Source organism: Brevibacillus laterosporus, from assembly GCF_030489605.1.
GTDB classification, from domain to species: Bacteria; Bacillota; Bacilli; order Brevibacillales; family Brevibacillaceae; genus Brevibacillus_B; species Brevibacillus_B laterosporus_E.
Genome location: NZ_JAUKFY010000017.1, coordinates 94,654 through 102,032, shown reverse-complemented (window position 1 = coordinate 102,032; position 7,379 = coordinate 94,654). Strand labels below are relative to the sequence as shown.

3 protein-coding genes and 1 pseudogene are annotated in these 7,379 nt (G+C 40.2%); 1 reads left to right on the top strand and 3 read right to left on the bottom strand.

The window, feature by feature from the left end:
* The 3 genes and pseudogenes from QZ995_RS17205 to QZ995_RS17195 all read right to left on the bottom strand — a co-directional run.
* Positions 1 to 3,268, bottom strand: a pseudogene (locus QZ995_RS17205) (wall-associated protein); the annotation flags it as partial.
* Between the two features lie 23 nt (positions 3,269 to 3,291).
* On the bottom strand, positions 3,292 to 4,911 hold the full coding sequence (locus QZ995_RS17200; protein WP_301809205.1) for a fibronectin type III domain-containing protein: 1,620 nt from the start codon (positions 4,909 to 4,911) through the stop codon (positions 3,292 to 3,294).
* A 17-nt stretch (positions 4,912 to 4,928) separates the two neighbouring features.
* Positions 4,929 to 5,360, bottom strand: a complete 432-nt coding sequence (locus QZ995_RS17195; protein ID WP_301809204.1) for a hypothetical protein — start codon at positions 5,358 to 5,360, stop codon at positions 4,929 to 4,931.
* Between the two features lie 482 nt (positions 5,361 to 5,842).
* Here QZ995_RS17195 and QZ995_RS17190 point away from each other — a divergent pair, with 482 nt between their 5' ends.
* On the top strand, positions 5,843 to 7,291 hold the full coding sequence (locus tag QZ995_RS17190) for a 4-hydroxyphenylacetate 3-hydroxylase family protein (protein WP_301809203.1): 1,449 nt from the start codon (positions 5,843 to 5,845) through the stop codon (positions 7,289 to 7,291).
* Positions 7,292 to 7,379: the final 88 nt, after the last annotated feature.

Sequence of the window (7,379 nt, the reverse complement as noted above, 5' to 3'; positions counted from 1 at the left end):
CATAGATAGGTTCTCCTCGCAGATCATATTTGTAGTCCCAGCTGCGTTTTTCTCCCTCTTCGTTTGTGATCTGCTTATGCGTTGGATTGCCAAAGCGGTCATACTGCATTTGAGTTTCCGTTGATAATGTGCCGTCTGCCGTATGAACCATACTGGTAATCATTTGTCCATAACGATCATAAAGCTCTGTGGTTTCTAATCCATTGGGAGCAATCGTTTTTTCTACTGGAGTTATCAAACTGCTATCCTGAGCCTGATTGGCGTATTGCATGGTGGTCGTGCGTTTCAGCGCGTCTGTGACAGTCTTTAGGGTTCCATCACTGTGATAGCTGTATGTGGTTCCTTTTTCCTTTTTCCCATACGGATATGTTGCTACTAATCGTTTTCCATCCTCTGCATAGCTATTTTCTACGAGAGTACGTCGATTGCCCTGACTATCCACCTCTACGGAGAACACGACTTCCCCAGCAGGTGTATATGAAGTGATCAGACCTGTTTTGTTGGGCAACGATTTCATCACTGTACGATCCCTGTTTGTATACGAATATTTTGTTTCCCGATTATCTCCATCTGAGGAAATAAACATTTCCTTTTGAATCCTTCCAAGTTCATCGTAGAAATACCCTACTATGCTCTCATCAGGAAATTGTTTGGTTGCTAAGAAATCTAAATCGTCATACCTATAAGTAAAGGAATACGTTCCTAAGGAGTTTTCCCCGTTATAGACGGTAATTTGTTCCGTAGAGACATGCAGATCATTCTGGTCATAGGTAAAGGACTTCGAGAAATGCGAGAATTCGTCACTTGCCCCAAATTGAACCTTTGTTAAGGAAATAGGCAGCTTTTTGTCCCCATACTTGTACGTACGAAGTAGCTTATCCTCATATTCCTGCCCTGGATATTTGGCTGTAAGGGTCTCTGTTTCCAGTAGATTGTCCCGATTGTAACCATACTCTTGCTTTTTGGAATGTCCGTCTCCAGCAACTTGTTCCACGAGAACAGGCAGTCGTAAGGTCCCTACTTCTTTGTAGCTGTAATGGGTTGTTAAACCATTCGGGTCCTTTTGCTCTGTTACATCTCCATTTTGGTCATACTCATAGATTGTCTCATTTGCTAAGGAGGAGAGGTTTTTGATCTTGTCGCGCTTATCAATCTGAGGTGCCAGTAAATACTGCTTAGCCTCTCCCTCTGGCAGGTTATCTACAAAATGATAGACATACGCTGGTTTTGTTTTAATCCCTTCGTAGGCGTAGCTGGTATAGCTCACCGGATTATATCGATAGTTTTTCCCCTCTGCTACTATCTGCTCGGATTGCTCTTTAGGACTTATCTTCTTCTCAAGAACCAGATTAAAATGTTCGTTCTCATTAACCCGATAGGTTCTTTCCGTCGATTGCGAGGAAAAACTATTAGTTTCTTCAATGGTCACAATGTCTCCCTGACGAAGAGGATGGTTACTCAAACGCGTAATGCCAGACTTAGGTGTCTTCCAAATCTCTTTTGTCGGTTTTCCTTGATTGGTGAATTTGTAGTAATAGATAAAGCTTTTTCTTTCGGAATTCCCAAACAAGGAAGAGGTTTGATCATAGCTAAATCGAACCGAAGTGACCGGATGATACGTATAGTAGGATATGGCTTGGTTATCCTGATAAAGCCTTATGACCCCGCGTTCAAACGGATTGGCAGGCTCGGGATTATAGGTGCTGTAGGTATAATCTACTGTTAATCCCTGTGTAGGATACTCTACTTTTTGCAGCAATAAGTATTCAATAAACTGCCGTTTTTGCTTGTCTTTTGCTAGATAGGCTTCCGATTCAAGCTGATCCGGCTTCACGGCAGCGTTATTTTCTTTTGGCAATTCGTATGACTTGATGTAATTGTATTCCGCAGTCGCTGTTTTATAGCTGTATCTAGCAATTGTAGTAGATTTTCCATCCTTTACTTCTTCTACACTCTCCAGCCGCTGTGTATTGTTCGGATCTCTATAATGGTATCTAAGCTCTTTGATCAGGTTATTTTTTTGGTTATACACCTTAAGGGAATCGATCATTCCTTCCTTCCCATACCCAATCTCCACTCTTCTTCCAACGGTATCCATAATTTCAATCGTACTTTTATAATCTGGAATCTTGTACGTAATTTTATCTCCATAGATATTTTGCTTTTCAACAATGTACGTACTTCCCTTTTCCCTATATTCAATGGAATATGAATAGCCATCTTTTGCAAAACCTAACTCTCTGTTTGTCATAAGAGAAGGCAATTTAATATTCTGATAGGGAAGCTTTTTACTGCTATCAATCGTACTCCAATCATCACCGGACATAATAAACTGAGAAACAGGGTGTTTCGTATTTTTCGCTTCATAAAACTGTTGATTACTATAATCATGAACGTTAATCCCTAATTCCTTTGTTATCTCATCAAAGGTTGGAAGATTAAAGCTCCAGCCCGTTCCAACCGTATGCGGCAAGGTACCGGATTCTTCTCTTACGATCGAGGTTCTATTCTCTTTTGCCGTTTCACTATATTCGAACCCCGGAGCCGTAATTTTACTAGATAGCGAGTTATATCGGCGCTGGATAACCAAATCCATTCCATGCTTTCCTTCAAGGGTCAAATCTGTTTCCAGCATGTTCGAGGTTAGATAGATATCATCTACGGGATTTTCCACATGATTGGTAAAATGACGAATAGGCTGTTCCTTTTCTGTAAAGTGCATGCTTGGACTTGGTGCAGGAGCCGATGCCATGCGCTTTACTCTAGCTTTTGGTTTGTCCTTGTCTCTCCAAACCTGTAAAGCCTGACTGACACTAGGGGCGTTTTGCTCTAACAGCTTTACTTTTTCCGCTGATAAGCTGGCAATCTGGCCCATGACCTGTTCGTCATTCCATGTGTACAAATGATTGATCTCTTCTTCTGTCAAAAGCTGATGCACATCGGTATAAAAATAAGCAACGATTTGTAAAAGTGCGCGATCCCCTTGCTCAAAAAGCTTTTGAACGGACGAAAGAGGAAGCTGTTCCCACTTCATTTGGGCTATTTGTTCTTTTGTTACATTCTCTTTCGTAGATGTAGGTTCTTTTTCCTGATGCTCTGCTTTTTTCTGTTCCTCTATGATCCAATCTTTCGTATCCTTTTCATTTGTCTTTCTTATTTCCTCGTTTTTCTCTGGCGCATCCGTTGCTCCCACAACATTTACGTTTGTAAACAACCCTGTCCAAAGAATGGCTACACATAAGAAAGAGGAAACCCATTTTCTAGACATAAATTCCTCCCAAACCCTTTCCTTTATTCCTTTACGGTTTTTTTCGTTAGTAGATTTCCATTTTCATCGTATAGATAACGAAGGATAACCGTTCCGTCCTTTTTTATAGCGATTAAATGATTCTGTTCATTGTATTCGTACTCATACAAGGCTGCGATATTGTTCTCTCGAAAAGCAATCGAGAAGGTATCGCTTTTTGCCTCAGCAGTTGCACCAACAATACAATTCTTCTCTATTTTCACCATCAGGTTGTCCACTGGCTTATCATGAATCTTGGCTTTTCCATTCAATTGAATGGTTATCTGATTGTCTGAATCACGTTTTGTCGATACGGTTAAACCTTCTGGCAAATTTTCAATCGTGATCCCGTTAGACAGATCCTTCTCAAAAACTCCCTGCTTGAGATAAACGCTTAAAGGCGCAGCTATGCTGCCATCGTTTTGACTTGACTCCTGAAGTACATTCGTAGATAGGATTAGCTGCGGATTCGTCACGGTACCTGGTATCTGGACCTTCAACTCATCGCTGAGTAGCGAGACGGTTAAGGACTCAAAAATAACGATGACCTGATAATGATATTGCATACCTGGCTGAACATTCTTATCGATATACTTATTCTGGCTTACATTTTTGGGATTCTCCCCATTCCGGATCACGGTATATGATAGAATCGGATCGTTTGGTTTTACGACAGGGTCCCATGTTAAGGTAACCTCGTTTTCGCTAACAGATGAGGCTATGAGATTAACCGGCTTCGTGGAAAGTTCATGTAAGCTTCGATAAACCTCACCCTTGAAAATCACATCGATATCAGCATACTTATCCTCATTTTTTCCGCCACAACCGATGAGAATATAACTGTCCTTCTTTACATACCCACTGTAATTATCCTTATCCTGATAGGTAATTCGGCTAGGTGCCTCTCTGAAAGCCGACTCCTGTCTAGTTAAACAGGAGGAATCATCATAAAACCGTTCTTTTTTATAGATTTGGACCGATTTTTTATAGGGAATGGGAACCGCGACATTACTTGGCTCGGAACGTCTACCTGCTATATCGATCGCTCGTACCACATAGCTGTAAACCAAGGGGTCTTGATCACTATCCGTAAACGTAGTCGTTTTTGTCATAGCAATGCGCTTTCCATTTCGATAGATTTCATAACCTGCTAAAGCAACATTGCTTTTCGAACCAGTCCAGTTGATGACCATTTTTTGATCATTCGTTTCAAACGCTTTCAAAAGACCGGGTCTTGTTGGCGGCTCTTCCTCTTCTAAAATCGATCTTTTCTTGCGAAGCGAGACCTTAGGTTGCTTGGTAGGTTGCTCGACTGCTAGTTCAAAATGCTCAAGGGTAAGCGGGGAACGCTCAATGTTCCCACTGTATTCAATGCTGAGAATCACTGTTTTTTGATCTTTTTGATCTTCTTTATCTAGTATAGTAGCGAAGTATTTTCCTTTAACCAGCTGACCCCTATATTGGTTGTCGTTATAAGTAATCTCTGGGGCAGCAGATTCATACATCGATTTCTCTGTTTCGATAAGTTTACTTGGATCAAGCTCTTCTTGTGGTAATGTTCGTTCAGATGTAAGAGAAATGGTAACAGCTTGTTTTGTCTCTTGTTCTTGCAGAATTTTTTCCACGGCCTCTTTTTCAAGCGTTACCTCATTTTCTTGAATAAGCTGAGAGGAAACGGAAGATTCATCTCCCGGTATAGAAATGAGTTCGGAGTTGTTTGAGGCTCTTGGGTCTGTTGTTTTTGCTGGTTGCTCTGATTTTCTTGTTTTTCTTGATCAGGTTCTATCCCAGATTCCTTCTCAGATTTTTGTTCAACGGTTGAATCCTTGTTTTCTGAGGGCTCTGTCGTTTCTGGCGTAGCTAGAGAGGAAGAATCAGAGCTGGGCGTTTTTTCCTTCCCAGGTTGTAAAATCCCCTCTGTTTCCCTCTGTTCCAGCCTCTGGCTTGTCGTTTGTTCTGACGGTATTGCTTGATCTGTTTGTTCTAATGCAATGACTTCACCTCTTGGCAAGATGCTGATACACAGCGTGATAATCAATATCCCTGCTGTCCACTTTCTAATCGTGTTGTACATACGAGATAGTTACCTCCTATTTCCAAATTGGCAAAACACAGCTATCTTATAATGAAAGCTGAATACTTACAAGGGTATTCTTTTAGTTAATTTATTCCATTATAAAACATTTTAACGACGTTCCCCTCCACCTCCCTTTAAAGCAATATTTTACCATGCTGTTCTACGATTTCCGTTTAATAGCTTTATTCGCAACGGCCATAAATTTTTCGACAAAAATAAACTGTTTTTGCCAATAAAAAAGAACGCTAAATCAGTAGCGTTCTGCAACGTGAAGATAAAAGAACAGGAGGTATGGGAGTCTGCAGGCTAAAACCTTATAACATAATAAATTCGACTTTTAATTCATATTGTGCAAGAGCTCCTGTTGATCATCACCTTTCATCCACGGTTGTATGAAGGCGTAAAAATCCATTCTTCTTAATAAGATATAATGTATGGTTGGCTATGCTTCTCATTTGTTCATTTTGAAAGGGGCTATTATGAATCAGTTTGAAAATCATTTCATACAAAGTTTACAAGATGGACGAAGTGTTTGGTTAAAAGGAAAACAAATTGATGTCACAAAAGATGACAGCTTTCAAGGTACGTTAGCCACTATTTCTAATTTATACGACTTGTTCAATGACCCTGCACATCAGCAATTGGTTGGCTACCTAAGTCCTAAAACCAATACATGGGTTCATACTGCTTTTTTAGTACCCAAGTCTTACGATGATATCTTGCAAAGAAGAACTGCTTTTGAAACATGGAGCCGCATTACAGATGGGATGATGAGCCGCTTGTCTGATTATGCTCGATCCCGATTAACAGGGTGGTATTCAGCATGTGAATCATATAAAATGTTTGATCCTCAATTTCCCTCTAAAATAACAAGTTACTATGAAGAAGCCAGAGATCAACACCGTTTCATAAGTGTTATTCAACGCGACCCGCAAATTAATCGATCCAGCCAGCATTCAGTAGATATAAATGAATTAGGGTTATTAAGAGTTACAAAAAAAACGGCTGATGGGATATTTTTAAGTGGTGCCAAGATGATCGGGACCGCATCACCCTACTCGCATGATCTACTGATTTATCCGTTGACAAGGCTAAAAAGCGAATTGAGTTCTTTAGCTCACTTTCTCGTAGTCGCAGCAAATTCTCCTGGTTTGCATATGATTTGCCGTGAGTCGTTTGCAACTGATCTCTCACAACAAGGTAATGCCCCAATTAGCTCAAAATACGACGAAATGGATGCACTATTAATTTTTGATGATGTATTTGTGCCTTGGGAACGTGTATTGCTTTATGACAATCCAGAGGCTCTATGGAAGTTAAAATCAGATGCAGCATCCAACAGCTTAGCTTATCATCAAGCAATTGTTCGATTATTGATAAAGTTGGAATTTATCACAGCGATTGCTTGTGAAATAGCTGAATCGATTGGTGCCGAATCCTATTTACATGTCCAAGAAAAGCTTGGAGAACTCATTATGCAGGTCCAAACCATCAGAGCTCTCCTAGTAGCTTCCGAAAGAGAAGGTGATTCTGATGAACATAAAACATATCTGCCTAATTTTAAATATATTGAAACAGCAAGAAATCTAGGAGCTAAGTATTACCCCCGCGCAATCGAAATCTTACAGCTCATTGGGGCCGGCGGATTCATACAAATTCCTTCCCGTATAGATGATCTTAAAAGTCCGATATCTAATTTGTTAAAAAAATATTTTAAAGGTACTAATATTACGGCTGAACAAAAAACAAAACTCTTTAAGTTGGCATGGGATATCATCGGGAGTCCGCTAGGGTCCCGGCATGAATTATATGAGCGTTTCTACGCTGGAGATCCGATACGGAATATAGCCAACCAATATATCAGCTATGACAAATGTAAGTTTAAAAACATGCTAAAAAAGTTTCTGAATGATGAAAATCAAAGCTAGATTAAAGTTGGAAATTTTACCAATGACACTCATCCAATCCATCTTTATTTCGTTCCTTTCCTACTTGTTAACCGCCACAAGCTCCGAT